Origin of the sequence: Duganella alba (genome assembly GCF_009674495.1) — a bacterium.
Lineage (GTDB): Bacteria > Pseudomonadota > Gammaproteobacteria > Burkholderiales > Burkholderiaceae_D > Rugamonas > Rugamonas alba.
This window is the reverse complement of the sequence record NZ_WKJN01000115.1, coordinates 1-255: the sequence shown is the minus strand read 5'-3', so window position 1 is coordinate 255 and position 255 is coordinate 1. Positions and strand designations below refer to the sequence as shown.

General features: G+C 52.2%; 1 rRNA gene. It reads left to right on the top strand.

Annotated elements, in window-relative coordinates:
* Positions 1–255: ribosomal RNA gene (locus GJ695_RS30700) — 23S ribosomal RNA — on the top strand; the annotation flags it as partial.

Sequence of the window (255 nt, the reverse complement as noted above, 5' to 3'; positions counted from 1 at the left end):
GGCGAAAAGAACCCCGGGAGGGGAGTGAAATAGATCCTGAAACCGTGTGCATACAAACAGTAGGAGCCTCCTTGTGGGGTGACTGCGTACCTTTTGTATAATGGGTCAGCGACTTACATTCAGTGGCAAGGTTAACCGAATAGGGAAGCCGTAGAGAAATCGAGTCCGAACAGGGCGATAGTCGCTGGGTGTAGACCCGAAACCAAGTGATCTACTCATGGCCAGGATGAAGGTGCGGTAACACGCACTGGAGGT